Source organism: Vibrio sp. 1641, assembly GCF_033339995.1.
Taxonomy (GTDB): Bacteria; Pseudomonadota; Gammaproteobacteria; order Enterobacterales; family Vibrionaceae; genus Vibrio; species Vibrio alginolyticus.
In genome coordinates, this window is record NZ_JAWOVP010000206.1 from 1 (window position 1) to 668 (window position 668).

The following is a 668-nucleotide window of genomic DNA, read 5'->3' on the forward strand; positions in this document are numbered from 1 at the left end:
CGTCGAGTTGCTTTTCCGTCAACTCTTTCAACAGCGCCATCTGGTCTTGATCATCAAACAACGAAAAGCCCGCTTTTAATCCAAGCTGCTTGTACTCACGTTTGATGATATTCAAACCTAATGTATGGAAAGTAGAAACCATCAAACCTTTCGACTCGGCTTTACCCAAGGTTTGACCAACACGCTCTTTCATTTCGCGGGCTGCTTTGTTGGTAAAGGTCACGGCCGCGATGTTTCTTGCTTTGTAGCCACATTGCTGAACCAAGTAAGCAATTTTATTAGTAATTACGCGCGTTTTACCTGAGCCTGCGCCGGCAAGCACTAGGCATGGACCAGACACGTATTTTACGGCTTCATCTTGTCTAGGGTTCAGCTTCATACAAATTCTCTGCGGGTGACAAATGTGGCGCCTATGATAAAGGGGTGGCTCTTTGAATGCTACGGTGATTTTCTCGTAAATTTTACCCCGATTGGTGCAACATTCTGTTGCATAGTAGACCAGACTTTAAGCTATAATGAATGAACGTTCATTCACTGGTAGTAGGATTATGACGGACAACCCTGCTGTAGATAAACGCGATCAAATACTTGCCGCTGCGGAGCAGTTAATTGCAGAGTCTGGCTTTCAAGGGCTTTCTATGCAAAAGCTGGCCAACGAAGCGGGTGTC

General features: G+C 45.5%; 2 protein-coding genes. One reads left to right on the top strand and one right to left on the bottom strand.

The annotated features are described in order from the left end of the window. A partial coding sequence (locus R7Z47_RS25080; RefSeq protein ID WP_318130792.1) for a UvrD-helicase domain-containing protein occupies window positions 1-379 on the bottom strand: 379 nt, incomplete at its 3' end. Window positions 380-548: 169 nt separating this feature from the next. On the opposite strand from R7Z47_RS25080, the gene R7Z47_RS25085 reads away from it, so the two are divergent. Beyond that, window positions 549-668 (top strand): TetR/AcrR family transcriptional regulator (locus R7Z47_RS25085; RefSeq protein ID WP_318130793.1); only part of this gene is annotated, 120 nt, incomplete at its 3' end.